General features: G+C 58.0%; 26 protein-coding genes. 13 read left to right on the plus strand and 13 right to left on the minus strand.

Annotated elements, in window-relative coordinates; translation table 11 throughout:
- The first annotated feature begins 41 nt into the window (after positions 1-41).
- Positions 42-389, plus strand: a complete 348-nt coding sequence (locus tag D1227_RS02730) for a winged helix-turn-helix transcriptional regulator (protein ID WP_119375663.1) — start codon at positions 42-44, stop codon at positions 387-389.
- On the opposite strand, the gene hslU is transcribed toward D1227_RS02730, so the two are convergent.
- From hslU to D1227_RS02745, 3 genes are read right to left on the minus strand one after another with little or no spacing between them, the layout of a single operon-like run.
- The gene (gene hslU, locus D1227_RS02735) at positions 379-1,683 is read right to left on the minus strand and encodes an ATP-dependent protease ATPase subunit HslU (RefSeq protein WP_119375664.1); all 1,305 of its coding nucleotides are present in this window, start codon (positions 1,681-1,683) and stop codon (positions 379-381) included. The genes D1227_RS02730 and hslU overlap by 11 nt on opposite strands.
- Positions 1,683-2,252 (minus strand): ATP-dependent protease subunit HslV, encoded by a 570-nt coding sequence (hslV, locus tag D1227_RS02740; RefSeq protein WP_119375665.1) that lies wholly within the window; start codon positions 2,250-2,252, stop codon positions 1,683-1,685. The genes hslU and hslV overlap by 1 nt, the downstream gene beginning before the upstream one ends.
- A gap of 50 nt (positions 2,253-2,302) precedes the next feature.
- Positions 2,303-4,198 carry a putative bifunctional diguanylate cyclase/phosphodiesterase gene (locus D1227_RS02745; RefSeq protein ID WP_119403679.1) on the minus strand — a complete coding sequence of 632 codons (1,896 nt, stop codon included), beginning with the start codon at positions 4,196-4,198 and terminating at the stop codon, positions 2,303-2,305.
- A 223-nt stretch (positions 4,199-4,421) separates the two neighbouring features.
- On the opposite strand from D1227_RS02745, the gene hisB reads away from it, so the two are divergent.
- Positions 4,422-5,018: an imidazoleglycerol-phosphate dehydratase HisB gene (hisB, locus tag D1227_RS02750; protein ID WP_119375667.1), complete on the plus strand. Its 597-nt coding sequence runs from the start codon at positions 4,422-4,424 to the stop codon at positions 5,016-5,018.
- Between the two features lie 179 nt (positions 5,019-5,197).
- Positions 5,198-5,653 carry a helix-turn-helix domain-containing protein gene (locus D1227_RS02755; protein WP_119375668.1) on the plus strand — a complete coding sequence of 152 codons (456 nt, stop codon included), beginning with the start codon at positions 5,198-5,200 and terminating at the stop codon, positions 5,651-5,653.
- A 34-nt stretch (positions 5,654-5,687) separates the two neighbouring features.
- On the opposite strand, the gene D1227_RS02760 is transcribed toward D1227_RS02755, so the two are convergent.
- Positions 5,688-7,121, minus strand: a complete 1,434-nt coding sequence (locus tag D1227_RS02760; protein WP_119403680.1) for an amidohydrolase — start codon at positions 7,119-7,121, stop codon at positions 5,688-5,690.
- A 109-nt stretch (positions 7,122-7,230) separates the two neighbouring features.
- Between D1227_RS02760 and hisH the strand changes: the two genes are divergently transcribed.
- From hisH to hisE, 4 genes are read left to right on the plus strand one after another with little or no spacing between them, the layout of a single operon-like run.
- The gene (gene hisH, locus D1227_RS02765; protein ID WP_119403681.1) at positions 7,231-7,875 is read left to right on the plus strand and encodes an imidazole glycerol phosphate synthase subunit HisH; all 645 of its coding nucleotides are present in this window, start codon (positions 7,231-7,233) and stop codon (positions 7,873-7,875) included.
- Positions 7,872-8,612 (plus strand): 1-(5-phosphoribosyl)-5-[(5-phosphoribosylamino)methylideneamino]imidazole-4-carboxamide isomerase, encoded by a 741-nt coding sequence (gene hisA / locus D1227_RS02770; RefSeq protein ID WP_119403682.1) that lies wholly within the window; start codon positions 7,872-7,874, stop codon positions 8,610-8,612. Before hisH ends, hisA begins: the two co-directional genes overlap by 4 nt.
- A 6-nt stretch (positions 8,613-8,618) precedes the next feature.
- Positions 8,619-9,383, plus strand: coding sequence for an imidazole glycerol phosphate synthase subunit HisF (gene hisF, locus D1227_RS02775; RefSeq protein WP_119403683.1), 765 nt, complete (start codon positions 8,619-8,621; stop codon positions 9,381-9,383).
- A gap of 11 nt (positions 9,384-9,394) precedes the next feature.
- Complete coding sequence (hisE, locus tag D1227_RS02780) at positions 9,395-9,751, plus strand: phosphoribosyl-ATP diphosphatase (RefSeq protein WP_119375673.1); 357 nt, start codon at positions 9,395-9,397, stop codon at positions 9,749-9,751.
- Here the strand turns inward: hisE and D1227_RS19875 are convergent.
- The 4 genes from D1227_RS19875 to D1227_RS02800 form a co-directional block, all read right to left on the minus strand.
- Positions 9,748-10,020 (minus strand): Smr/MutS family protein, encoded by a 273-nt coding sequence (locus tag D1227_RS19875; protein WP_158586549.1) that lies wholly within the window; start codon positions 10,018-10,020, stop codon positions 9,748-9,750. The genes hisE and D1227_RS19875 overlap by 4 nt on opposite strands.
- A 264-nt stretch (positions 10,021-10,284) precedes the next feature.
- Positions 10,285-11,187: a murein transglycosylase A gene (gene mltA / locus D1227_RS02790; RefSeq protein WP_325048689.1), complete on the minus strand. Its 903-nt coding sequence runs from the start codon at positions 11,185-11,187 to the stop codon at positions 10,285-10,287.
- 396 nt (positions 11,188-11,583) lie between these two features.
- Positions 11,584-12,198: a glutathione S-transferase family protein gene (locus tag D1227_RS02795; protein WP_119403685.1), complete on the minus strand. Its 615-nt coding sequence runs from the start codon at positions 12,196-12,198 to the stop codon at positions 11,584-11,586.
- A 67-nt stretch (positions 12,199-12,265) separates the two neighbouring features.
- Positions 12,266-12,871 (minus strand): Tim44/TimA family putative adaptor protein, encoded by a 606-nt coding sequence (locus tag D1227_RS02800; RefSeq protein WP_119403686.1) that lies wholly within the window; start codon positions 12,869-12,871, stop codon positions 12,266-12,268.
- A 125-nt stretch (positions 12,872-12,996) separates the two neighbouring features.
- Here D1227_RS02800 and secB point away from each other — a divergent pair, with 125 nt between their 5' ends.
- Positions 12,997-13,548 (plus strand): protein-export chaperone SecB, encoded by a 552-nt coding sequence (gene secB / locus D1227_RS02805; protein WP_119375678.1) that lies wholly within the window; start codon positions 12,997-12,999, stop codon positions 13,546-13,548.
- Between the two features lie 4 nt (positions 13,549-13,552).
- On the opposite strand, the gene dnaQ is transcribed toward secB, so the two are convergent.
- Genes dnaQ through D1227_RS02830 form a run of 5 tightly spaced genes read right to left on the minus strand, consistent with a single transcriptional unit; the run spans position 13,553 to position 17,106 of the window.
- Positions 13,553-14,257, minus strand: a complete 705-nt coding sequence (dnaQ, locus tag D1227_RS02810; RefSeq protein ID WP_119403687.1) for a DNA polymerase III subunit epsilon — start codon at positions 14,255-14,257, stop codon at positions 13,553-13,555.
- Positions 14,254-14,859, minus strand: a complete 606-nt coding sequence (gene coaE / locus D1227_RS02815; RefSeq protein WP_119403688.1) for a dephospho-CoA kinase — start codon at positions 14,857-14,859, stop codon at positions 14,254-14,256. The genes dnaQ and coaE overlap by 4 nt, the downstream gene beginning before the upstream one ends.
- Positions 14,856-15,680 carry a shikimate dehydrogenase family protein gene (locus tag D1227_RS02820; RefSeq protein WP_119403689.1) on the minus strand — a complete coding sequence of 275 codons (825 nt, stop codon included), beginning with the start codon at positions 15,678-15,680 and terminating at the stop codon, positions 14,856-14,858. Before D1227_RS02820 ends, coaE begins: the two co-directional genes overlap by 4 nt.
- Positions 15,677-16,276 carry a Maf family protein gene (locus tag D1227_RS02825; protein ID WP_119403690.1) on the minus strand — a complete coding sequence of 200 codons (600 nt, stop codon included), beginning with the start codon at positions 16,274-16,276 and terminating at the stop codon, positions 15,677-15,679. The genes D1227_RS02820 and D1227_RS02825 overlap by 4 nt, the downstream gene beginning before the upstream one ends.
- Entirely contained in the window at positions 16,273-17,106 is an 834-nt protein-coding gene (locus D1227_RS02830) for a pyruvate, water dikinase regulatory protein (RefSeq protein WP_119403691.1), read from the minus strand. The genes D1227_RS02825 and D1227_RS02830 overlap by 4 nt, the downstream gene beginning before the upstream one ends.
- 355 nt (positions 17,107-17,461) lie before the next feature.
- Between D1227_RS02830 and hemE the strand changes: the two genes are divergently transcribed.
- From hemE to mnmG, 5 genes are all read left to right on the plus strand, one after another.
- Positions 17,462-18,505, plus strand: coding sequence for a uroporphyrinogen decarboxylase (gene hemE / locus D1227_RS02835; RefSeq protein ID WP_119403692.1), 1,044 nt, complete (start codon positions 17,462-17,464; stop codon positions 18,503-18,505).
- A gap of 27 nt (positions 18,506-18,532) precedes the next feature.
- Entirely contained in the window at positions 18,533-18,958 is a 426-nt protein-coding gene (locus tag D1227_RS02840; protein ID WP_119403693.1) for a CopD family protein, read from the plus strand.
- A gap of 149 nt (positions 18,959-19,107) precedes the next feature.
- Positions 19,108-20,409, plus strand: coding sequence for a transcription termination factor Rho (gene rho, locus D1227_RS02845; protein ID WP_119375686.1), 1,302 nt, complete (start codon positions 19,108-19,110; stop codon positions 20,407-20,409).
- 75 nt (positions 20,410-20,484) lie between these two features.
- Positions 20,485-21,741, plus strand: coding sequence for a tRNA uridine-5-carboxymethylaminomethyl(34) synthesis GTPase MnmE (gene mnmE / locus D1227_RS02850; RefSeq protein ID WP_411710427.1), 1,257 nt, complete (start codon positions 20,485-20,487; stop codon positions 21,739-21,741).
- Positions 21,742-21,819: 78 nt separating this feature from the next.
- Positions 21,820-23,694, plus strand: a complete 1,875-nt coding sequence (mnmG, locus tag D1227_RS02855) for a tRNA uridine-5-carboxymethylaminomethyl(34) synthesis enzyme MnmG (protein WP_119404016.1) — start codon at positions 21,820-21,822, stop codon at positions 23,692-23,694.
- Positions 23,695-23,696 lie beyond the last annotated feature (2 nt).

Genomic DNA, 23,696 nt, shown 5'->3' on the forward strand with positions numbered 1-23,696 from the left:
CCATTTTGGAACTTTACCAAATCAGTATATGGTTTGTCATCATGAAATGGTCCGAGCTTGACGAAAACTGGTGCCCTGTCGCCCGCACGCTGACCCTGGTCGGCGATCGGTGGACACTGCTTATCCTGAGGGACTGCTTCCTTGGCAGTTCCAAGTTTGAAGAGTTTGCCGCCAGCACCGGTGCAACCCGGCACATCATCTCAAGCCGGCTCAAGCGGCTGGTGGACGCCGGAATCCTCGAGCGCAAGCTCTATGTCGAACGCCCCAAGCGCTATGAGTATCTTCTGACCGAGAAGGGCAGAGAGTTTGCGCCGGCCCTGGTCACCTTCCGGGACTGGGGAAAGAAGCACCTGCCGGTTCGCCGTTCTGTCATCGCCGCTAAAGGATGAATTTCGAGAGATCCGTATTGCCGGCAAGATCGGAAAGCTGGGCTTCGACATAATCCTGTGTGATCGTCACCGTCTCGCCTGAACGATCGGGCGCGGTGAAACTGATCTCGTCAAGCAACCGCTCAAGGACGGTCTGCAGACGCCGCGCGCCGATATTCTCAACCGTATCATTCACGCGCACGGCAATATCGGCCAGCGCATCGATCGCAGCATCCTCGAATTTCAGTTCGATGCCCTCGGAACTCATCAACGCCTCATGCTGGCGAATGAGCGAGGCCTCGGGTTCGACCAGGATCCGCCGCATGTCGTCGCGCGTCAGGGCCTTCAGTTCGACACGAATTGGCAAGCGACCCTGCAACTCCGGCAGCAGGTCCGATGGCTTGGCAACATGGAAGGCCCCGGACGCGATAAACAGGATGTGGTCGGTCCGGACCGGTCCGCGCCGTGTCGACACGGTCGTTCCTTCGATCAGGGGCAACAGGTCGCGCTGGACACCCTCGCGGCTAACATCTGCGCCACTTCTCTGGTTCGCGCCGGCGACCTTGTCGATCTCATCAAGGAAAACAATGCCATCGGATTCGACAAGCCGTATCGCCTCACGCGTGACACTCTCCTCATCGATCAGCTTGTCAGCCTCCTCGCCGATAAGTGGCTTGTAGGCGTCGCGGACAGTTGTCCGTACCCTTTTGGTACGTCCGCCCATGGCCTTTCCAAGGAGGTCGCCGAGATTGACCATGCCCATCGAACCGTTGCCGCCAGGAAGGTCCATCATCGGCATCGACCCGCCTGTATCAGCGAGTTCGATGTCAATATCCTTGTCGTCCAGCTCCCCGTCGCGGAGTTTGCGTCGGAAAACTTCACGGGTGGAGCTCTGGGCCGTTTCCCCAACGAGAGAGTCCAGTAGCCGGTCCTCGGCTGCTTCGCGGGCCTGGTCTTCAACCGCCTTTCGGCGCTGCGACTTGACCATGCTCACAGCTGACTCAACGAGGTCACGAACGATTTGCTCGACATCGCGCCCAACATAACCAACCTCAGTGAACTTCGTCGCTTCAACTTTCAGGAAAGGTGCGTTGGCAAGTTTTGCCAGACGGCGCGAGACCTCCGTCTTCCCGACGCCCGTAGGGCCGATCATCAAGATGTTCTTCGGCGTTATCTCATCGCGCAGCTCTTCCGGCGCCTGCTTGCGCCGCCAGCGATTGCGCAGCGCCAGAGCCACGGCCCGTTTGGCATCGGCCTGACCGACAATGTGGCGATCCAGCTCGGCAACGATTTCCTTTGGGGTCAGCATGTCCATCAGGCTTTCAGGTCCAATGTCTCAATCGTGAAATTCGAGTTTGTGTAGACGCAGATGTCGGCAGCTATTTCCATTGCCTGCCGACCAAGCGTCTCAGCATCCTTTTCATAAGGATAAAGGGCTCGCGCTGCCGCCAAGGCATAATTTCCGCCCGATCCGACCGCGACGACATTATGCTCCGGTTCTAGCACATCGCCTGCGCCTGTAATGACGAGTGTCACGTCCTTGTCGGCAACAATCAGAAGCGCCTCTAGCTTTTGCAGGTACTTCTCGGTGCGCCAGTCCTTGGCCAGCTCAACGGCGGCACGCTGGAGTTGGCCAGGGTGACGCTCGAGCTTCTGTTCGAGGCGTTCGAACAAGGTGAAAGCATCGGCGGTTGCACCTGCAAAGCCGGCCAGGATTGCGTTGTCGCTGCCAAGGCGGCGCACCTTGCGGGCATTTCCTTTCATGACGGTCTGGCCCATGGAGACCTGACCATCACTCAGGATGACAACTTTATCTTCGGTGCGCACGGCGAGAATTGTCGTGCCATGCCAAAGCGGGGAGCGGGAAGTTTCGTTATCTGTCACGGCAGGTGATGTGGCGCACGCGGCGCCAAATCGCAAGGGCCGTGCGGCCTTTAGCCAGCCTGGCTTGCAGCACCGGCCCGGTCTGCCGCCAGCATCTGGATGAATTTTTCAAGGGAGACCGGAGGACTGTAATAAAAGCCCTGATACTGGTCGCAGCCCCTCTGGCGCAGGAAGGATTCCTGCGCTTCGGTCTCAACGCCTTCGGCAACCGTCTCCATGCCCAGGGTTTCAGCCATGCCGAGAATCATTTCGACAATGGCGGGTGCCTGCTTGTCTGTGTACAGACTGGAAATGAAGGCGCGGTCGATCTTGAAGACGTCGAATGGCAAACGGCCCAGCATGGACAGGTTGGAATGACCCGTGCCGAAATCGTCGATGGCCAGTCGAACACCCATCGTCTTTAGAGGTCCGATGACGTCCTTGAGACGTTCCGGGTCGGACACTGCAACGCTTTCCGTGATCTCGAGCTGCAGCAGACGAGGCGGAAGGCCCGCTTCGCTCATCGCACGAATGAGCATTGCACCGAGATCATCATCCTCGAACTGCAGGGGCGAGACGTTCACCGCAACCGATACGTCGCGAAAACCGCGGCTGTGCCACATGGCGGCCGCTCGACAAGCTTGTTCGGTAATCTGCATACCGATTTCACCGATCAGACCCGTTGACTCGGCGACCGGGATGAACACGCCCGGAGAGACAATGCGGCCGCTTTCGAGTTTCCAGCGCGCCAGGGCTTCAGCGCCAGCAATGCGACCTGTTCGCAGATCGATCTTGGGCTGGAAGACGGGGATGAACCGGCGCTGCTCAACGGCGGCGCGCACTTCAGACTCGAGGCGCTTTCGCGCAGCCGTCTGGCGATCAAGCTTGGGAGAGTAGAACTGAATATCGAGGTCATCCGCGCGCCTTGACTGGTAAAGCGCCGACTCGGCCCGCTTCCTGATCTCTTGCGGCGCCTGACCATCCTCGGGGATGATCACGATCCCGGCGCGCGCCGGGAGCCGGATGCTCTGACCTGCGATCTCGTATGGCTGACGGAGCGCATCGAGAACGGCGCGCACAAAACGCATGACTTCGGCACGCCCACCGATACGATCAACCAGAATTGCGAATTCATCAGACTGGAGCGAAAACACCGGCCAGCTGCCGAGCGGCATGGAGTAGTCTTTTTCCTGTGCTGACACAAAATGGGTCAGCCGCTTGGCGATGGCGGTATGGACCTCGTTAGGAAGCAGGGTACCATGGCCCTCGGAAAACTGTTGAAGCCCCTCGGCTTCAAGCAAGACATAGGCTGCCGGTTCCTCGAAGGAGCTCGCGGCGATCGTTTCCGTCAATTCCTGCGTCAGCCTCGCGGAATTGCCGAGCCCGGTGCGCTCATCGGTGAAAGCGGCCTGCAGCAAACGCTCATTGTCTGCCCGCAGCTTGCGGATGGTTCGGACGATCACGACCTGGAGCCTACGGAACTCCTCGAAAACAATATTCGGGGAACTCGTCCGCGACAGGCGCCCTTCCGCCGTCTGGCGCAGCGTCTCTGCCAGACCTTCCACTTGCCCACTCGTGGTGCGTGAAAAATAACTGGCCAACCAATAGGCGATTCCCACTACAATCAGTGTTGTACTGAGCATGATTGGCAGCGGTATGAGCAGACCGCGCGGTACAATGTTGCCCGCATACAAGGTCGCGATGCGCTCACCATTCGGGCCGAGCACAGGAAATGCATCTCCGCGCCGGATCAACTTTTCGGGGGCACTTCCCGCAAGAACATTACCGCCAGCATCAGCAACGAGCGCCGCGTCCGGAGCCATTTGCGCCATGATCCGGGTCGCTTCTTCCATATCGCCCGTGGCGATTTCCGGCCCTACCAGCTTCGCAAGCCGCTCTGCAACCTGCGCATTCTGTGCATCCATCCGCGAACCGGATGCAGACAGATAGGCAAGGTCGAACAGCATCGACAACCCCAAAGCCGCAATGGCGGCGCTGGCGGGCAAAAGGATTGCAAATCGGGCCTTGGAAAGCAGGCGGGAGAGATTTACGAGTCCTCGCAGGGTCGGCCTCAATGGTTCTGAAACTAAAACTAAAGTATCTCGACCTCATCCGTCCCACTGAAACTTTAGAATTCCGTGAATGAATCTGTTGTAGCTGAATACTTCTCGACACCTTATTTGGGACGACATGACTGATCATCGAACCGCCACCGTTACGCGCACAACGCGCGAAACAGACATCGCTGTGACCGTCGATCTCGACGGAACCGGAAAGTCCGACATCGAAACTGGTGTGGGCTTTTTCGATCACATGCTGGACTCGCTGTCGCGCCACAGCTTCATCGACCTAACCGTCAAGGCCAAAGGCGACCTGCACATCGACTTCCACCACACCGTCGAGGATACGGGGATTGTGATTGGCCAGGCGATCAAGAAGGCGCTTGGCGATTTTGCCGGCATCAATCGGTTCGGGCACGCCTACATTCCTATGGACGAGACTCTTAGCCGGGCCTCGATCGACCTCTGCAAGCGTCCGTACTTGATCTGGAAGGTAGATTTCCTGCGCGACAAGATCGGTGAAATGGATACCGAACTCTTCAAGGAGTTCTTCCATGCCCTGGCCGGCAATGGCGGCATGTGCCTTCACGTTGAAAATCTTTACGGTGAGAACAATCACCACATCGCCGAAAGCTGCTTCAAGGCGACGGCCCGTGCCCTCCGGATGGCAGTCGCCCCCGACCCGCGCCTCCAGGGTAAGCCCGCCAGCACCAAAGGAAGCCTTTAAATTCGGCACAAGAACCATCGTCGACTGGCCGATCATCGGACATCTCGGTGCCGAAGCCTTTTTGTCGTGCACGCGGCAGTCTACTGGCGGACCGGTGACGCCTGTCTGACGTGGTCCTGGCAGGGTTTTCGAGCCACTCTCGGCCCGCACAATAGATTAATGCCGAGGAGAAGCAGGGCATGCGACTGAACCCGGATGCAGCGAAAATAAGAAGGTGGCGGGATGAACGCCACTGGTCCCAGGAACATCTGGCGGACCTGGCCGGGATTGGCGTGAGGACAATCCAGCGCATCGAGAATGGAGAGGCCGCCTCGAGGGAATCGCTGATGGCTTTGGCTGCCGCTTTTAATGTCGATGTGTATGTGCTGACGGCAGACACGAAGGCCGACGCCGCCCGGAAACGAAAAGAAAAACAGAGGAAGGGGCTCGCCGCGCTCCGGCTTTCTTTCTGGATCAGTCTCGCAAGCTACGTGTTCGGCATGATCCTGTTTGCCGGGATCAGCATAGGTGCTGGCGGCGGGACGTATCTAATGCTTTGGCCCTCGATCTGGTGGACCGTGGGCGTGGCGGGCCACGCCCTCACCCTTGTCATTGTCGAGCTTGTGACACGCTACCAGCAGACCGAAAGCGTGTGACAAAGCTTCGTTGCAAAGCCCGCAATCGCCAGGCTTATTTTCGATAATCAAGGGGTGGGTCGCGATCACCCAGGAGGGACCTGTACTCATAGTCCGGTCCGCGCTTGTCTTCGAACTCCGTCCAGGCAGATTCGATAAGGTCCTCGTTTTGGTAAAGCTCGATCGCTGCTGCTGTCAGGGTTTCGGCGGCGAGCTGAGCACCCTTGTGGCCAATGGACATCCCACTCGCGGCCACCGCCTGCCAGCTGTGGGCCGATGTTCCTGGTACCCAGGTTGCGGTCCTCAGGCCCACGGTCGGCACTGCCCAGGAAACATCACCAACATCAGTCGAGCCATAACCAAGTGAGATCTCGAATGGTTGGATTTCTTCCTGTGAGCCAAGGCTGAGGTCAGGCTTGTCAAAGCTCGCTGCGATCTGTTCAGCATAGGCCTGTTCTTCGGCAGTGTAGGAAATCCCGCCCATTTCGCGCAGTTTTCTGTCCATCATGCGGGCCAGCGTCTCGTTCACGAGAAGCGGGTTGTTGCCATGGATGACCTCCCAGTCGACGGTCGTGCCCGTGCCCATCGCTGCGCCTTCAGCGGCCTTTTCGAGGCGGGCCCAGATTTCGTCCACGCCATCTGCCTCGGGGTGACGCACATAGTAAAACACTTCGGCAAAATCCGGCACTACATTGGGAGCATTGCCGCCGGCCGTGATGACATAATGCATCCGCGCATCCTGCGGCATGTGCTCATGCATCATGTTGGCCATCATGTTGAACGCCTCGACGCCATCCAGTGCTGAGCGTCCACGCTCTGGCGCGCCGGCTGCATGAGCCGAAATGCCGTGAAACCGGAATTTGGCAGAGCGGTTGGCAAGCGATGTGTTCGCCGCAGCGGAGTTCTGATCGTCCGGATGCCAGTGCATCGCGATATCGACATCGTCGAAAAGACCGGCGCGCGTCATATAGACCTTGCCGCTTCCGCCTTCCTCTGCCGGTGTACCGTAGACGCGGATCGTGCCCTCGGTGCCTGTGCTCTCCAACCAGTGGCGGACTGCGATGGCGGCAGAAACAGATCCGGCGCCAAAGAGATTATGGCCACAGGCTTGTCCGGCATGTTTTCCTTCAACGGGGTCACGCGTAGGCGCGCTACTCTGATTGATACCGGGCAGGGCATCAAATTCTGCGAGTATGGCGATAACGGGTTCGCCCGTTCCATATTCAGCCACGAATGCCGTCGGAATTCCGGCTACGCCCGCTTCCACGTCAAAACCCTCACCCGCAAGCGTATCTTGAAGCAATCCAGAGGATTTCGTTTCCTGGTAGCCAACTTCCGCCCAGTCCCAGAGTTTGGTCGCGACATTGGCTGTGAGGCCTGAACGTTGTTCGACCAGACTTGTCGCCTGGTTCGTGGATGGGTCGGCCGTTGCACAAGCGGGCAAAAGGGCAACGCACGTAGCTAGGCATATTGAAGGAAAGGCACGCATGAGGGGGCTCCTGAGGGTCTTTTATTGCGGCAGCTTGCTGCAGTGAAATCATCTGATCAAGGTAGCAGCCTCTTTCCACGCGTCGCCGCCGCCGCTATGAGCGCGCGTGATGACCACGCTTGCCCTTATCGATTACGGCTCCGGTAACTTGCACTCTGCCGAACGTGCACTGCGCGCAGCCGCGTCGCTTGCCGGTTCAGATATCGTGATTGATGTGACCAGCAATGCCGGCCGGGTCGCGCGAGCAGACCGCATCGTCCTTCCCGGCGTCGGACACTTTGCCGATTGCGCTGCAGGTTTGCGGGCTGTCGATGGCATGACGGATGCCTTGGAAGCTGCTGTAATTTCGGGGGGCAAACCGTTTCTCGGGATTTGTGTCGGCATGCAGCTCATGGCCGAGTGGGGCCTAGAGGACGGCAAAACGCGCGGGCTTGGCTGGATTGCTGGCGACGTTCGACGAATAGAGCCAGACGAAGGCCTTGCGGTTCCGCATATGGGATGGAACGGCCTTGTGCTGCAACAGGATCATCCGGTTTTGAAGAATCTTGGCGATGACCCTCACGTCTATTTCACGCATTCCTATGCGATGGTCCCTGCCAATCAGGCAGACATTGCTGCCACGGCAGACTACGGCGGGCCCATCACGGCAGCCGTTGCGCGAGATAATCTTTTTGGCACTCAGTTTCACCCGGAAAAGAGCCAGCGGGTCGGCTTGCGGCTGCTTGCAAATTTCCTGAACTGGGACCCGTCATGAATACCGCGTTTAATCTCTATCCTGCGATCGACCTGAAGGACGGCCAGTGTGTCCGCTTGCTGCGGGGCGAGATGGATAAAGCGACGGCGTTCAATCCGGACCCGGCAGACCAGGCGTCCCGCTTCAGGGAAATCGGGTTTGACCGCCTCCATGTGGTTGATCTCAATGGCGCTTTCGCGGGTAACAGCGCCAATGGAGAGGCCGTCCGCGACATCCTCAGGGCGACCGATGTCCCGGTCCAGCTGGGAGGAGGCATCCGCACGCGCGCTCAGATCGACGCCTGGCTGGAAGCCGGCATCTCGCGGGTGATCCTCGGTACGGCCGCGCTGCGCGATCCGGATCTCGTGAAGTCGTCAGCGCGTGAATTGCCAGGACGCATTGTCGTCGGCATCGACGCGAAAGACGGCTATGTCGCCGTTGAGGGCTGGGCCGAAACATCGGATATGAAAGCCGTTGAGCTCGCCAGGGTCTTTGAGGGATGCGGCGTTGCCGGTCTCGTCGTCACAGATATTTCTCGGGACGGGATGAAAACCGGGGTTAACGTCGCTTTCACCAGTGAGATAGCCGACGCTGTTTCGATTCCCGTGATCGCGTCCGGCGGCGTTGCCAGCGTAAAAGATATAGAATCGTTGCGTCGCGCTGGCGGAAAACGCCCAATTGCCGGCACGATACTGGGTCGCGCACTTTATGACGGAGACATCCTGCCCGCCGAAGCCATTGCGGCGGCGAAGGCCTGACGTGCCATGCTGAAAACCCGCATCATTCCCTGCCTCGATGTGAAAGACGGACGCACCGTCAAAGGCATCAACTTTGTGGACTTGCGCGATGCGGGAGACCCGGTTGCGCTTGCAAAGGCTTACGACGCGCAGGGCGCTGACGAGCTCTGCTTTCTGGATATCACCGCCAGTCACGAAGGCCGCGGAACAATGCTGGACGTTGTGCGGCGAACCGCTGAGCAGTGCTTCATGCCGCTGACCGTGGGCGGCGGAGTGCGATCGGCGGCAGACCTTGTTCAACTGCTCCGGTCCGGCGCCGACAAGGTCGCGATCAATTCCGCGGCAGTTGCAAACCCGGCGGTTATTGCCGAATGCGCCGCCAAAGGCGGCAGCCAGGCGGTTGTGGTGGCGATCGATGCCCGCAAATCCGGCGATAGCTGGGAAATCTTCACGCATGGCGGTCGCCAGCCAACCGGTATCGATGCGGTAGAGTTTGCAGCAGAAGCCGAGCGGCGCGGTGCCGGCGAAATCCTGCTTACCAGCATGGACAAGGACGGGACGAAGTCGGGCTACGACATACCCTTGCTCAAGGCGATCACAGAGACAGTGTCCATTCCGGTTGTGGCCTCGGGCGGCGCTGGCTCAGCGCAGGATCTTGCACCAGCCGTGCTTGAAGGCGGCGCGAATGCTGTTCTTGCGGCCTCGATTTTCCACTTCGGAGAGGTGACACTTGCTGAAGCACGCCAAGCGCTCGCAGATGCGGGCGCTCCGGTCAGACCTTTCGAGACTTGAGGCAGACAAACATGGCTAAACAACCACTTGGCTCCGCCGACCGCCTGACAGGCCTTGTCGCCAAACTGGCTGAGACCGTCGACAGCCGTGCTGGCGGGAACCCCGAAAAGTCATATACGGCCAAACTGCTCAACAGCGGTGAACTACGTTGCGGCAAAAAAATCGCCGAAGAAGCAGCCGAAGTTGCGCTCGCAATTGCTGCAGAGGGGCGCAAGGAAACGGCGTCTGAAGCGGCCGATCTGATCTTCCACCTGCTTGTCGGATTGAGGGCGAAGGGCGTACCGCTCGACATGGTGGCCGACGCCCTGGCCGAACGGCGCGGCGTGTCGGGCCTGGCCGAGAAGGCTGCCCGGCAAACGAAAGCCTAACGCCGGCGGATGAACACGTAGAACGCTCCTTTTCCTCCATGGCGCGGGTGCGCCTGCGCATAGCCAGAAACAAGGCGCCTCGCTTCTGGCATGTCCAGCCAATGCAGGAAGTTCCGGCGTAGAACGCCCTCGCCGAGCTTTCCCTTGCCCGTAATAACGATAACGCAGCGCGAACCGCGCGCTTGCTCCCGGATGAGGAATGCCGGGAGGGCAGACCAGGCCGATTCCTGAGTATGACCATGAAGGTCGAAGCTTGCTGATACTTCCATTTTGCCGCGCCGGATCTTCTTCTCTGAGCCACGGTCTTGAGGCACTGGCGCGCTTCGCTTCGGTTCAGTCGGCCCCGTGGAGCCTTCCCTCGTCGATGAAAGTGCCGCTGGCGCAGAGCGGGACCGCTTCAGCAAGCCGGGATCTCCCGGGTCCTGAATGGCTTTGGCTGGCCGGCCGGGTTTTAGCGGGCGAACGGATTTTCGGACCCGGTCCCAGACCTTCTGTTCTTCCTCGGAAAGTCGCCGCTTGCTCATTCGTGCGATTTAAGGCGCGCTGGTCTTCGGACCAAGGCCGGCTTGTGCACTGGGCCCGGCCAAGCGGGCTGCGACAGCCCGTGGAAGCAAGACCCAAAGCCGGCCGGGCGCATTCATGGTACCAGCCCGGTCACCTGCAGCGGGGCCAGTACCAAAATAGATATCACCGCGAACAGCACCCTTGATCGCGCCGCCGGTGTCCTGCGCGTTCAGCAGCCCCGACCACTCGCCGCCAAGACCCGGTGCTTTCGTCTTCACAAAGACAGGGACTCCGAGCGGGTGGTGCGAGCGATCAACCGCCATGGATCCCAGCGGGGTCAAAGGAACGCTCATCGCGCCTTTCGGCCCACTGGCATTGTTGTCAGCCGGTTCCAGTTTGAAAAACACAAAGCGCGGATTGGCATTCATCGCCTGGCGGACGCGCTCCGGACTCGACCGGTCCATCCAGGCGCGTATGCCTTGCATTGAACGTTCGCCGCTCGAGATCCAGCCGCGCTCAAAAAGCCAATTGGCCGTGGACTTGAATGGCTGCCCGTTGTGGGCGGCATAGGCGGCTTTCACTGTGCGCCCATCGGGAAATACGAGTTTCCCCGACCCCTGGATCTGCAGAAAAAAGACGTCCGCCGGGTGCGCATAGGCCAGCGGGGTGACGCCGCGCTGCGTAATCTCCTTGCGCGCCGGATACGGCCTGCGCCCGCCTCTGGAAAGCTTTTGATATACGCGGTTTCCGCCCTCGGAGACGAGGTCGCCAGGAAGCGCTGGCACCGGTTCGGTAAATGGATACTGCGGGCTGTAGCGGGCCTCATAGACCGGTTCGAAGTAGCCTGTGAAACGCGACTCGCCATTCGCACTCCGAATTTCCACCGGTTGAAACAATGCCTGCATCACGGCACGGGCACTCTCCGAGTCCATCGCGACATCCAAGGTCGCGCAGGCAGGCAACCAATCCTCTACGCGGCCAGCCCATTGTGCGGAATCTGATAGATAGGAAGCACTGTTTCTCCCTTCGAACTGCTCGCAGCTTTTGCGGAAAGCGGACAGGCCCGGCATCAGGTCAGCAGACTGCCAGCCGGGAAGGGCCGCAAATGCCGCCGGGACTGGCGCCCGCATGGGAGTGTAGGTTTCATCCGCAGGGCCTCTTCCATTCGGTCCTGACGGGAAGGAAGGTGGTTCAGGCGCGGATGCGCAAGCCGATACAAGAAGCAGCGATGCGAGAAAGACGAGGGTAGCACGCATGAGCAGAGAGTGCCCAGCTTCTGCGACGCCGACAACCGCAAATCGCGGTCCTTTTTTTCTTGGTTCAGAGGGTCAGTTCGGAACCAGTGCGTCATCGAGTTCATCGGCGCGAACCTTTGCCGGCCGGTAACTCAACCGATCCCAATAGTCGATGAAGGCCTGTCGCTTTTCGAGCGTCCCGAACTGCAGGCCCCATCCGATCTGGGATCCCGCATAAACATCGACTGCCGAGAAGTCGCTTCCTGCAAGGTACGGTGTATCCTTTACCGCCGCCTCAAGCGTATCAAGCACGGTTTCAAGACGATCATAACCAACCATCCTGCGCTGTTCATCCGTCGGAACGACACCCAGAGTCTTGTTCATTGTGGCGGCTTCGACAGGCCCCGCAGCAAAAAAGAACCAGCGATAATAAGCCGCCCTTCTATCGATCGGGGGCGCAAGCCCTGCATTGGGGAAAATGTCGGCCAGATACGCACATATAGCTGCACACTCTGTGACAATCGAACTCTTGTGCCGAATTGCGGGCACTTTGCCCATCGGGTTGATTCGTAAAAAGTCCGGCGCCTTCATCGCATCACCATACTCAACCACGATGGTTTCGTATGGTACGCCGACCTCCTCGAGCATCCATCGGACGATCCGGCCACGCGACATGGGATTGGTGTAGAATTTGAGATCCGAGCTCATCGGGCGCCTCCAAGGTAGCGCGCCGCAGAATGCGCTGATTGCGGCCCCGAGTCACCGCAATTCCGGATCAGCCCGCAATATCAACGTCGTCGAGCAACCAGTTTGGGTCATCGGAAGAAATATTGCGCATGAAGGTCCAGTACTCCTCGGACTTTCGCGTCAGGTCCCCATCACCGAGTTCAGCTTCAAAACGGACCGTGACGCGCGCAATGTCTCCATCAAGACGGGCTTCCTCGATTTCACTGTGGCGAATACGCAGGAGCTGAGGCGCTTCGGCCCCGGTTTTTTCGCGCTCCGAGATCGCTCCATCCCATGCTTCGTACACATCGGTATCGAGCCACGGCTTCAGCGTATCACGGTCCCCGCGAGCAAAGGCGCCGGCCAGCATTTCGTATGCACCGCGGGCGCCCTGAATGAATTCATTCGGGTCGAAAGAGGGGTCTGCAGCATGAATGGCCTCAAGCCCAGCGGCTGCCGGTCCCGTGAAGGCCGGGCGCAGCGGGCTATCCGCTGGGCGGCGCGGCGTTTCGTTGACCGGACGCGGCGATGGTGCCTCAGAGCGCGCACGCCCGTCGGGTGCGCCATTGTCGCTGCCAAGCGTCGTATACAGGCGCCAGCCTACAAATGCAGCAATCGCAGCCAAAAGGGCCAGTTCTATGATCGAGGACGACATGCAGTCTCCGAAAGCGTTATGTTACTCTTCCCATATAGGGGACTTTTCCGCTGTGCCACCCAGTGTTGCGCAAGTATTGGGCACATGGTAGGCGCCACACCCAGATTGTAGAGGAAAATCTGCTCATGAGCGACACGTCGGACGCAGCACCACAACCGCAGCAGCCAACAGGACCCAGCCTGCGGGTTCTCAATCAGTATATCAAGGACCTGTCCTTCGAAAATCCTGGCGTCCGCGTCAACGAGCAGCCGAATGTCGACCTCGGGATCGATGTCCAGGCGATACCGCAGAATCAACAGGATGGCGTCTTCGAGGTCATCCTCAAACTGAATGCTCGCGCTGGAACGCAGGACCATGCCCTTTTCCTGATCGAGCTTCAGTATGCCGGTATGTTCCAGGTGCGTGGCGCTTCCCAGGCTGACATGGAGGCGATGCTCCTGATTGAATGCCCGCGGCTCTTGTTCCCCTTTGCGCGGCGAATTGTTGCAGACCTCACGCAAGAGGGCGGATTCCCGGCCCTTCGTATCGATCCAGTCGACTTCACTGCTCTTTATCGTCAGCAGCGTCAGCAGGGTACCGCCGCGCAAGCTGCTGGCCAGCCTCAGCCGACTGAGCCGCAGCCGCAATCAGGTCCGGCCGAGACGCTGCCGGAAAACGGCGGCGGAAACCAGTTCTGATCGGTTAGCGATTGTAGCGCGACCAGATCGCGCTTTCGCCAAGCTCGGAAACGAACGCAGCGTGCTTTTCGGCCTCTGCTGAGGTGATCAAAGAGGCGAGCGGCTGCGGACGCTGTCGTGCCGATCGGAAACGCGCACGCTCGCCGTCGGACATACCATCAGAGAAATCGAAACTGCGCGCCCTTCCTCCGCGAAGCTCAAGGTAGACTTCAGCCAGAAGTTGGCTGTCGAGCAGAGCGCCATGGAGTGAGCGCGCTTCAAGGCCAATATCAAACCGTTTGCAGAGCGCATCCAGAGAAGCAGGCGCGCCGGGATAGCGCTTCTTGGCAATATCGAGCGTGTCGACCCACCGCTCATCCGGAAAGATGGGCCTTTCGCAGCGGGTCAGCTCGGCATTGAGAAACCCGCGGTCGAAGGCCGCGTTGTGCGCGACGATGAGCGAATCTCCGATGAATTCGATCAGCGCATCAGCGATTCGGGGGTCCTCAAAGTAGGGTTTGTCCACCAGCATGTCGTCGGTGATACCGGTAATCTCAATCGTCTTCGCCGAAACGGACCGGCGCGGATTGATCCGCTCATGGAACGTCCGGCCCGTCGGGACATGGTTGATGAGTTCCACCGCACCGACCTCAATGATGCGGTCTTCGCCCGCCCAGTCCAGACCAGTTGTTTCCGTATCAAAGGCGATTTCGCGCAGAAGAGTCGTCATCGCTCGTCATGCTCCATCCGGGTCAGCAATTCTATGATTGCGTGTACATGGGTTCGCGTGAATTCGAAACCGAAGGCTGTAGAGATAACGAAATCCGCTCGGGCCCGCTTTTCGGCATCGGGTACTTGCTTGGCGACGATCTTCTCGAAATCCGACTCACTCATTTCGTTCCGCGCCATCACACGCGCCCTCTGCACTTCGGGCGGGGCGGTCACGACGGCTACATAGTCGCAACGCTGGTCGCCGCCCGTCTCAAAAAGAAGCGGGATATCCAGAACCGCCAGAGCGGCTCCCGAATGAACCGCATCCCTTCGAAAGCGCGCCTGAGTTTCGCCAACAAGAGGATGAACGATGGCTTCAAGTGCCTTCATTGCCTCCGGATCTTCCATTACGAAGTCCCGCAGGCGCTGACGATTGATCGCCCCGTCGACGACGACTCCGGGAAAGCGCTCGCCGAGCGGTTCGACCGCAAGTCCGCCCTTCTGGTAAATCGAGTGGACCGCCGCGTCCGCATCATAAACAGGTATGCCGGCCTCAGCGAACATGGCCGCTGTAGCGCTTTTCCCCATGCCTATGGATCCGGTCAGACCGAGAATGATCATTCGTTCAGTTTCAGCGTTTCACGGCAAGCTTCAAGGGCGATTTCGACATCTGGCAATGCGCAATCGAACCAGATGGCGAAGCTTTCTGCGGCTTGGCAGACCAGCATGCCCAGCCCATCTTCCGCAATCCAATCCATACGTCTGGCTTGCGCGAGCTGAGCTTTCGCTGGCGCGCCGTAACTCATTTCGAAAAATAGACGGCCTTTTCCTTCAGGTAGATCGAGAAACTCCCCGCCGTGACCGGCGCTTGTTGTATTGATTATGAAGTCAGCTTTGACTGCATGTAGCGCGAGGTCCTCTAATGGACCGAAACGATGGGACCGACGGCAACACGCTCCAATCACCTTGCCTGCCTTTTCAACCGTCCGGTTAAGGACGATCAGGTTTGCCCTACCCCGGTCGAGCGCATAGAGCGCCGCGCGCGCAGCCCCGCCCGCGCCAAGAACAAGAACGGTCTTGTCTGACACGTCGCCAATGCCCGCGCGCCGCAGTGCCGCCATTAGTCCGGGTGCGTCAGTATTGTCAGCCCGCCAGCTTCCGTCCGTGTTCCTGGTCAAGGTATTGGCGGCGCCGATGGCCGCAACGGCCGGCGAAGTGTCGATAACGGTTTCCAGTACGGCTTCCTTGTGCGGCAAGGTGACGTTCAGACCGCGGAATTTCTTTCGGGAAAAATCCGCGAGTGCCGCCGCGGTTTCGCCCCTTGGTACACGGATGGATTCGTAGGAGGCCTTGCGTCCTTGCGCGTCAATCCAGGTCATATGGATTTGCGGCGACAAGGAGTGCCCGACAGGATCTCCGATGACGGCTAAACGCTGCATCATGCTGCTATTACGCCTCGAACACGCAAATAATCCAGTAAAGGCAGCAGGGGCAGCCCAAGGATCGAAAAATAGTCACCTTCGATTCTGCTGAACAGTTGTGCTCCCACACCTTCCAGCTGGTAGGCACCGACCGTGTTCAGGATATCCGGTCCTGCAGCCTTGAGATAGTGATCGATGAAGGTGTCATCCAGCGGGCGAACCGTCAGTTTTGGAGACGTCAGATGCCGCCAGACGGGCTCGCCGTTCTCTGCAATAACAATTGCCGTTTCCAACCGATGAACCTTGCCCGAGAACCGCCGAAGATGACGGGCCGCCTCGGCCATGTCGGCAGGCTTGTCGAGCGGCTCGCCGTCCAAGTTCAGCATCTGGTCGCCGCCAATGACGAGACCTGAATGATTGCGGGACACCTTTATGGCCTTTAGCTCGGCCAGGCGCAGCGCCTGGTCAGCGACACGCATGCCCTCCGCCCGAAAAGCCGCTTTGGCGGCGTCTTCGTCGACATTGGGTTTAATGCCTGTTGCTTCGACACCCGCATTTGCGAGCAGGCTTCGTCGACTGGCGCTGCCAGACGCCAGAATCACAGAAAGTTTGTTCATCCCTGTCCCCGGCGCTCATTGAGTTTGTTCAGAATGGCGGCGGCCGTTTCTTCGACGCTTCGCCGGGAAACGTCGATCATCGTCCACTTCTTGCGCTGGAAAAGGCGGCTCGCTTCGGTCACTTCGGACCTGACGGCTTCTTCGTCCGTGTAATCGGTTGTTGAAGTCTCATTGAGGGCGATAAGCCGCTGGCTACGAATCTGGACGAGGCGCTCAACGCCAATCTTGAGACCGATCACAAGCGGTCCATTCACTGGATCAATCTGATCGAGAACAGCAGGCGGCGGCACGCCCGGCACAAGCGGAATGTTTCCGGCCTTTACGCCCCGATTGGCGAGATAGACGCAGGTTGGGGTTTTTGACGTACGACTGACACCTACAAGAATCACGTCAGCATGGATGAGGCCCTGCAGGTTTTGGCCATCATCATGTGCGAGTGCAAAGTTAATTGCCTCGATGCGCTCAAAATATTCCTGATTCAGCGCGTGTTGACCAGCCACCCGGTCGGTTGCTGCGACGCCGAGATGTCGGCTCAGCAGATGGATCGAAGCGTCGAGTACGGCCAGCACTGGTACCTGCTTGGCCCGGCAGAATTGCTCCAGCTTCATTCGAAGCGCCTCGTCCGAAATGGTGAACCAGACGACCCCCGGTGCCGCTTCGATATCACGCATGACCCTTTCCAGCTGGCGCTCGGAACGAACCAGGTAGTAATTGTGTTCAAGCGGAATAACATTTTCAAACTGCGCAGCAGCCGCACGCATGACTGCGTTCAGCGTTTCGCCAGTTGAATCCGAAACAAGGTGGACATTGAAGTATATGCTCGGGCGCATTGATTCTCCGGACCATGAGGTTCGCGCGAAACTGCCGGGAAGCGATGAAATCGACAACCCCTGTGGACACGTTGTGGGAGAATCATTTTGCCCACTATTGTTCACCGGCAATCCACATGCAGCTGATTCCAACAGGCTGGAGTCTCATCCTGTTCCAAGCGGTGGACCGCGCCTAAATGGTTAAGCAAAAATTAACGGCGATTCCAAAGGTTTAATGAAGGGTAAATTTCTAGCACCGCCGTTGGACTCGCTGTGGAATTCATGCTGACAACACCGCCTGAGACGGTTTGTCCACGATTTCCAGTGGCTAAGAGTGATAAGAGCCGAATCTAATGGAAAGTTTGAAGGGAGCCAGATGGCTAACGACGTGACAAAACCTCTGCTGGACGTACTGCTTGGCAACAGACATGACCCCGTTCCCGTCTGGATGATGAGGCAGGCGGGCAGACATCTTCCAGAATATCTAGAGCTAAGATCACGCGCGAAGAATTTTCTTGATTTCTGTTACACGCCATCGCTGGCGACAGAAGCTACCCTTCAGCCGATTGAACGCTATGACATGGATGGTGCAATTCTGTTCGCGGACATTCTTTTGGTGCTCGACGCGCTCGGACAGGGCGTGCGGTTTGAAAAAGGTGTGGGACCAATCGTTGAACCTGTTGAGCCTGGCGGCCGGCTCAACAAGGTTCCTGTACAGACAGCCAAAGAAAGGTTGTCACCTGTCTATGAAACGGTGTCGCGTGTGCGGGACAAGCTCGATCAGTCAAAGACGTTGATTGGCTTTGCCGGTGCGCCGTGGACCGTCGGGCTATATGCAATTGAAGGAAGAGGCGGGACCGACAAGAATACGGCTCGGCTCTGGGCGCATGAAAACCCGGCAGGGCTCGATCTTCTACTGGACGATCTCGTCGAAGTGACCGCTCATTACATGGCTGCGCAGGCGGAAGCTGGCGTTGATGCCTTGATGATGTTCGAATCCTGGGCGGAGGGTCTAGCGAATGACGTATTCGAACAGATTATTGTACAACCCAATCGCAAGCTTGTATCGCGCCTGCGTGAGCTTGGTGTCGACGTGCCCATCATTGGCTTTCCGCGTGGGGCAGGGACGATGCTGCCCGCCTATGTCGATGCGACCGCCGTCAATGCCGTTGGCCTGGACACGGCGATTTCTCCTGGCTTTGTAAATCGGGAACTGCCGGACAGATTTCCTGTTCAAGGTCATCTGGATCCTCTGCTGCTCCTCGCAGGCGGGGAAAAGATGGATCGGCGCGTCATTGAGTTGATCGAGGCCTATCGTGACCGGCCCCATATATTTAATCTGGGCCACGGTGTCCTGCCAGAAACCCCGATCAAGAATGTTGAAAGGGTGCTGGAGATAATCCGAAACCGGGCGAAATGAACGTCATTCAGTATACGGATTAAATTAATGACATACCTCTGGCTGAAGGCATTCCACCTTATTTTTGTGATCGCTTTTATGGCGGGCATGTTGATTTATCCGCGTTACAAGTTGCATCAGCTGACAGCGAAGGCCGGAGATCCGCTTTTCGAGACGATGAAGTCTGCTTCCAACAAGTTGCGGATAATTATTCTGAATCCGTCCGTGATCCTCGTATGGGTCCTGGGAATTGCGATGGTGGCTATGAATCACGGGTTGCTATCGCAAGGATGGTTTCACGTGAAACTCCTCTTTGTCCTGATCCTGACCGGATTGCACGGCTACTTTATCTCGATGGGAAAGAAGATCGACAACGGCGAGACGCTGCCGGCAAAGCAACTGAAATTGCTGAATGAAGTCCCGTTTCTGTTAATGATTGTCATCGTTGTTATGGTGATCGTCCGGCCGTTCTGAGGACGGGCATGCTGCTGGCGATGACGTCTTGACGCGGCGGTTGTCAGAGATCATAAGCAGGCAGATAAAGTCCCTGCCCGTCCTGGGCCCTTGCGACTTATGATTTCCCTGTTCCAGCCTATCGGCCGGTATCCCCATACAGAGTGTCCATGTCCGACATCGTCATTGAATCTGAAACCGACTCCCAACGCCACGTTTATCTTCGCGATCTCAAAGCAAAGAGCCCGACTGAGCTACTCGCTTATGCCGAGAGTCTCGAAGTGGAAAATGCGTCGTCACTGCGAACGCAAGACATGCTCTATGCGATCTTGCGCGAGCTCGCAGAGCGCGACATTGTTATTATCGGGCGGGGTGTCCTTGAGGTTCTGATTGATGGGTTTGGTTTCCTGCGGTCGCCAGAGTCCAACTATCTTCCCGGCCCGGACGACATCTATGTAAATCCGAAGCTTTTGAAGCAGGCCGGTCTGAAAACCGGTGATACGGTTGAGGGCCCGATCAAGGAGCCGGGCGATGGCGAGCGCTATTTCGCGCTGATGAGTGTTAACTCGGTGAACTTTGAGGAACCCGAAAAGGCTCGCCAGAAAGTTCACTTTGACAATCTCGTGCCTCTTTATCCAGAAGAGCGCCTTCAGATGGAGAGCCAGGATCCGACTAAGAAGGACCGGACCGGACGCGTAATCGATATCGTTGCTCCGATTGGTAAGGGTCAGCGCGCACTGATCGTCGCTCCGCCGCGCACCGGTAAGACCGTTATCCTCCAGAACGTGGCTGCGTCGATCGAGGAGAACCATCCGGAATGTTATCTCATCGTTCTTCTGATTGATGAGCGTCCGGAAGAAGTGACTGACATGAAGCGGTCTGTGAAGGGCGAGGTTATCTCGTCAACCTTCGACGAACCCGCAACACGTCACGTGGCAGTCGCGGAAATGGTGATCGAGAAAGCCAAACGTCTTGTCGAGCATGGACGTGATGTCGTCATCCTGCTCGATTCGATTACGCGTCTTGGTCGCGCCTATAACACAACGGTGCCAAGTTCAGGGAAAGTCCTGACAGGTGGTGTAGACGCCAATGCGCTCCAGCGTCCGAAACGGTTTTTCGGTGCAGCTCGGAATGTCGAACACGGTGGCTCACTAACCATCATTGCGACAGCGCTGATCGAAACCGGCTCGCGCATGGACGAGGTTATCTTCGAAGAATTCAAGGGTACGGGTAACTCTGAAATCGTTCTAGACCGGAAGATTGCCGACAAACGGACTTTCCCGGCCATGGATATCATGAAGTCGGGTACCCGGAAGGAAGAGCTCATTACGCCGAAGGAGCAGCTGCAGAAAGTCTATATCTTGCGCCGCATCCTCAATCCCATGGGGACGTCAGATGCTATGGACTTCCTGCTCGACAAGCTTCGTCAGACCAAGACGAACGACGAATTCTTCGAGGCAATGAAGAACTAGGCGATGACGGCTGCGCGCGACACGATCTGCGCGCTCGCTTCCGGGCCGCCGCCATCCGCGATCGCGATCATTCGCATCAGTGGTCCTGGCGTTCGTGTCATATGCAACCAATTACTTGTGCCTGGATGGACTGCGCCGCGAAAGGCAGTCTATGGCCGTATTCGGGACAGATCCGGTGAAGTGATCGATGAAGGACTGGCGGTCTTCATGCCCGGGCCTGCGTCGTACACCGGAGAAGATACCGCGGAACTCTATCTGCATGGTGGCGCTGCGGTTATTGAACATGCGCTCGACGCTATTTGCAGTTTCGAGGATACCCGGCTTGCGGAAGCCGGCGAGTTCACCCGGCGTGCGTTTGAGAATGGAAAGCTTGACCTGGTAGAAGCTGAAGGCGTTGCGGACCTGATCGATGCGGAGACCCGCGCGCAAAAGCACTTAGCCCTCGATCAACTCGACGGCCGATTGTCCAGGCAATATGAGGTCTGGCGATCGTCGCTTCTAAACGCTCTAGCGTTGCTGGAAGTGAGCATCGATTTTCCCGACGAAGACGATGCGCCCGATGAAACCAGAGAACCAGTTGCGCGGACACTTCGCGAGATGGAGGCGAGTCTCGAGAAGGCGTTGGCCGATGACTCGGTCGGTGAACGAATTCGGGATGGCTTTCATATCGCGATCGTTGGTCCGCCGAATGCAGGAAAATCGTCATTATTGAACAAGCTCGCGCGCCGGGAGGCAGCCATTGTCTCCGATATTCCGGGGACGACTCGGGATGTGGTTGAGGTTCGGTTGAAAATCGGTGGTCAGATCGCCTGGGTTGCGGATACCGCAGGCCTGAGGGAGGCTGCCGACGTGATCGAAGCCGAGGGCGTTCGGAGAGCACAGCAAAGGGCGGCCTCCGCAGATCTCCGGATCCAGGTTCGCGCTGCCGACGATCGCACGGACTTTTCCGAGTGTGGAGAAGACGACCTTCTCGTGGTCAACAAAATCGATCTGGCGGGTGAAAACGCTAAGTGGCCCGATAGTGCCATGGTGATCTCCGCGATAACAGGAGATGGGATCCGTGAATTGGAGCGCATAATTGCAAACATAATCTGCGCAAAGGCCGGATCAGTTGGGGCGCCCCTTATTACACGGCGCCGGCATAGGCTGGCTCTGGAATCCGCACTGTTTCACGTGAAACAGGCAAGCGACCTGATAACGCGCGGGGGTGGGGCGGAATTGGTGGCGGAAGATGTGCGGCTAGCATCCCGGCAGCTTTCCGGGCTTATTGGAGAAATCGGCGTAGAAGAGATTCTTGGCGCCGTATTCTCGTCCTTCTGTATTGGGAAATGAGTCGCGCCCCTGTGTTTCGACGATTAGATGTTGTATAGCGGCCCGCTCATCGATCTTTGCAATTTAGCGGAGCCGCGAATGCCAGGCGCATTTGATTTTGATGTTATTGTAGTGGGGGGCGGGCATGCCGGATGTGAAGCTGCGGCTGCGGCTGCGCGTACCGGGGCGAACACGGCACTCATCACTCACAAGCTTTCGACGATTGGAGAGATGTCCTGCAATCCGGCGATTGGCGGTCTTGGTAAAGGCCATCTCGTTCGCGAGATCGATGCACTCGACGGTCTCATGGGACGAATGGCGGACCAGTCGGGTATACAGTTTCGACTGCTGAATCGTTCGAAGGGCCCAGCGGTATGGGGACCAAGAGCTCAAATTGACCGGAAACTCTATCGAGAGGCCATGCAGTCAGAGCTGGCTGATTACGGGAATCTCACTCTTGTCGAAGATGGCGTGGAAGATCTGATCGTTGAGGGCGGTAAGGCGGGTGGAGTGGTTGGACAGACCGGCAAGCGCTACCGGGCCTCTGCTGTTGTGATTACGACAGGAACCTTCCTTAAGGGAGTAATCCACCGGGGCGAGGAGAGAATCGAGGCCGGAAGGATTGGCGAGAAGCCCGCAATTGGGTTGTCCGACCGGCTTTACGCGATGGACCTACCCATGGGCCGCCTAAAGACCGGCACGCCTGCCCGCCTGGACGGAAAGACGATCGACTGGAGCCAGCTTGAGTTACAGCCGGCTGATGATGAGCCAACACCGTTTTCTTTCGCTAGCGAGCGTATCGGCGTTCCTCAGATTTCGTGCGGCATTACCTTTACCAACCCCGAAACGCACAAGGTCATCGCGGACAATATCCACCGTTCTGCCGTTTATTCAGGGGCGATTGCGGGGCGCGGCCCCCGGTATTGCCCGTCAATTGAGGATAAGGTTCATCGGTTTGCTTCCAAAGATCGTCATCAGGTTTTTCTCGAACCCGAAGGACTGGACGACAACACTGTTTATCCGAACGGAATATCGACGTCCTTGCCGACCGAGACTCAGGAGGCCTTTATCCGCACAATTGTTGGTCTTGAGAATGTGCGGATCATACAGCCGGGATATGCGATCGAATATGATTATGTCGATCCGCGCGCTCTTACTCACGGTCTTCAAGTCAAATCCATGCCGGGCCTGTTTCTCGCCGGCCAGATCAACGGGACAACAGGGTATGAAGAGGCCGGTGCACAGGGTCTTGTCGCCGGACTGAATGCGGCACGGCTTGTTCGTGGAGAGCCCGCCGCCGCATTCGACCGGGCGGAAGCCTATATTGGGGTTCTCATTGATGACCTGATTACTCATGGCGTCAGCGAGCCCTATCGGATGTTTACGTCGCGCGCGGAGTACAGATTGGCCTTGAGGGCCGACAATGCGGACCAGCGACTAACGAATAAGGGAATCGACCTGGGCGTCGTAGGGAGTGCCCGCGCGAAGATGTTTCACGTGAAACACCAGAGTCTCGAAAGCGGACGCCAACTACTGAAGTCGCTCTCTCTCACGCCAAACGAGGCCTCGAAGCTTGGCTGGAAGGTCAATCAGGATGGCCAGCGTCGCAGCGCCTGGGATTATCTGGCCTATCCAGATATTTCTCTTGATCAGATCATCGCCGCTTTTCCCGAGGCAGGGGGTCTGACGGAAAGGGTTCGCCGACAGCTCGCGATTGAAGCGACGTACGCTGGATACCTCGAGCGTCAGAAAGCCGATGTTGAGCAGTTGAGACGCGACGAAAATCTGCAGATTCCGGAAGACCTAAACTATTCTGCCGTCGGGGGGCTGTCGAACGAGGTTCGATCGAAACTTGAAGCGGTTCGCCCGGCCACCCTTGGACACGCCGCCCGGATTGAGGGGGTCACGCCGGGCGCACTCGTGTCACTGCTTGCCCATGTCAAGCGTCGCCAGCCAGAACGCGCGGCAGGTTAGGT

This window comes from Henriciella mobilis, from assembly GCF_003576315.1.
In the GTDB taxonomy this organism is placed as follows: domain Bacteria; phylum Pseudomonadota; class Alphaproteobacteria; order Caulobacterales; family Hyphomonadaceae; genus Henriciella; species Henriciella mobilis.

What these genes read in the sequence shown, in the direction of transcription:
- D1227_RS02730 (WP_119375663.1), top strand. Translation starts at nt 42, where the DNA reads ATGAAATGGTCCGAGCTTGACGAAAACTGGTGCCCTGTCGCCCGCACG.
- hslU (WP_119375664.1), bottom strand. Translation starts at nt 1,683, where the DNA reads ATGGACATGCTGACCCCAAAGGAAATCGTTGCCGAGCTGGATCGCCAC.
- D1227_RS02745 (WP_119403679.1), bottom strand. Translation starts at nt 4,198, where the DNA reads ATGCTGTTCGACCTTGCCTATCTGTCTGCATCCGGTTCGCGGATGGAT.
- hisB (WP_119375667.1), top strand. Translation starts at nt 4,422, where the DNA reads ATGACTGATCATCGAACCGCCACCGTTACGCGCACAACGCGCGAAACA.
- D1227_RS02755 (WP_119375668.1), top strand. Translation starts at nt 5,198, where the DNA reads ATGCGACTGAACCCGGATGCAGCGAAAATAAGAAGGTGGCGGGATGAA.
- D1227_RS02760 (WP_119403680.1), bottom strand. Translation starts at nt 7,121, where the DNA reads ATGCGTGCCTTTCCTTCAATATGCCTAGCTACGTGCGTTGCCCTTTTG.
- hisH (WP_119403681.1), top strand. Translation starts at nt 7,231, where the DNA reads ATGACCACGCTTGCCCTTATCGATTACGGCTCCGGTAACTTGCACTCT.
- hisA (WP_119403682.1), top strand. Translation starts at nt 7,872, where the DNA reads ATGAATACCGCGTTTAATCTCTATCCTGCGATCGACCTGAAGGACGGC.
- hisF (WP_119403683.1), top strand. Translation starts at nt 8,619, where the DNA reads ATGCTGAAAACCCGCATCATTCCCTGCCTCGATGTGAAAGACGGACGC.
- hisE (WP_119375673.1), top strand. Translation starts at nt 9,395, where the DNA reads ATGGCTAAACAACCACTTGGCTCCGCCGACCGCCTGACAGGCCTTGTC.
- D1227_RS19875 (WP_158586549.1), bottom strand. Translation starts at nt 10,020, where the DNA reads ATGGAAGTATCAGCAAGCTTCGACCTTCATGGTCATACTCAGGAATCG.
- mltA (WP_325048689.1), bottom strand. Translation starts at nt 11,187, where the DNA reads ATGGACTCGGAGAGTGCCCGTGCCGTGATGCAGGCATTGTTTCAACCG.
- D1227_RS02795 (WP_119403685.1), bottom strand. Translation starts at nt 12,198, where the DNA reads ATGAGCTCGGATCTCAAATTCTACACCAATCCCATGTCGCGTGGCCGG.
- D1227_RS02800 (WP_119403686.1), bottom strand. Translation starts at nt 12,871, where the DNA reads ATGTCGTCCTCGATCATAGAACTGGCCCTTTTGGCTGCGATTGCTGCA.
- secB (WP_119375678.1), top strand. Translation starts at nt 12,997, where the DNA reads ATGAGCGACACGTCGGACGCAGCACCACAACCGCAGCAGCCAACAGGA.
- dnaQ (WP_119403687.1), bottom strand. Translation starts at nt 14,257, where the DNA reads ATGACGACTCTTCTGCGCGAAATCGCCTTTGATACGGAAACAACTGGT.
- coaE (WP_119403688.1), bottom strand. Translation starts at nt 14,859, where the DNA reads ATGATCATTCTCGGTCTGACCGGATCCATAGGCATGGGGAAAAGCGCT.
- D1227_RS02820 (WP_119403689.1), bottom strand. Translation starts at nt 15,680, where the DNA reads ATGATGCAGCGTTTAGCCGTCATCGGAGATCCTGTCGGGCACTCCTTG.
- D1227_RS02825 (WP_119403690.1), bottom strand. Translation starts at nt 16,276, where the DNA reads ATGAACAAACTTTCTGTGATTCTGGCGTCTGGCAGCGCCAGTCGACGA.
- D1227_RS02830 (WP_119403691.1), bottom strand. Translation starts at nt 17,106, where the DNA reads ATGCGCCCGAGCATATACTTCAATGTCCACCTTGTTTCGGATTCAACT.
- hemE (WP_119403692.1), top strand. Translation starts at nt 17,462, where the DNA reads ATGGCTAACGACGTGACAAAACCTCTGCTGGACGTACTGCTTGGCAAC.
- D1227_RS02840 (WP_119403693.1), top strand. Translation starts at nt 18,533, where the DNA reads ATGACATACCTCTGGCTGAAGGCATTCCACCTTATTTTTGTGATCGCT.
- rho (WP_119375686.1), top strand. Translation starts at nt 19,108, where the DNA reads ATGTCCGACATCGTCATTGAATCTGAAACCGACTCCCAACGCCACGTT.
- mnmG (WP_119404016.1), top strand. Translation starts at nt 21,820, where the DNA reads ATGCCAGGCGCATTTGATTTTGATGTTATTGTAGTGGGGGGCGGGCAT.